Below are 797 nucleotides of genomic sequence, written 5' to 3' on the forward strand. Positions count from 1 at the left end.
GCCAAGTTGATCGGAGATAGGCTTATCATCTGGGATTTGTCGGGAACCTCCTACTATCTCAAAACCTGGGCCAAGGCGGCGGGAGCCCAGTATCTGCCCATGCGGGTTGCCGCTCAGGAAAACCCTGTCGAGCAGTTGCAGAAGGCCATGACGGCCTTGCAGCAGCATTCCAGCGCCATCGTCAAGGAGGCTTTGCCTGACGACCATGAGCACCGGGCGGCAGTCGCCTTGACCGCCATTCCCGAGATCGCGGCAAAGGTTCAGCCCAAGGAGATGCCAGCCTCCAGGCCGCCAGCTCCACCGGTTGAAACGAAAGCACCAGAACCGGCACCGCAACAACCCGTGGCTCCGTCACCTTCAAAAGATGACCAGCCCTCATCCTGGTTGATCGTGCTGGTGCTGCTGGGAGGAGCCGCCGGGGTTTATGCTTTCTTCCGTCGGCGAGCGCCGGTCGCGTCGTCGGCCAAGGCTGGACCCGCCGTACCCTTGGACCTTGCATCTCAGTACATCGACGCCAAGGTCAAGAACGCTCTCGATGATGCGGAGAAACTGCGACGTAAGCTTCTCGTCAATGAGAGCGGGGCTGTCAATGTCGAGCGACGGTTCTCATTGCGCGTATCTGTCCCGCCCGGAGCCATGGAGGTTCAATGGATCGGTGAGGATGGCGACAAGCGGGAAACCCCCGCAATCGACATCTCCATGCATGGCGTCAAATTTGAGACATATGGAGCCGGGATAGCCTCGGTCACCGCAATCATCTGTCCGAAGATGGAGGTGGTGCTGGCCGTGAAGAAATT

General features: G+C 59.3%; 1 pseudogene. It reads left to right on the forward strand.

Annotated elements, in window-relative coordinates:
* Positions 1–797 (forward strand): annotated as a pseudogene (locus A6A04_RS22610) (VWA domain-containing protein); the annotation flags it as partial.

The sequence above is a fragment of the Paramagnetospirillum marisnigri genome (assembly GCF_001650715.1).
In the GTDB taxonomy this organism is placed as follows: domain Bacteria; phylum Pseudomonadota; class Alphaproteobacteria; order Rhodospirillales; family Magnetospirillaceae; genus Phaeospirillum; species Phaeospirillum marisnigri.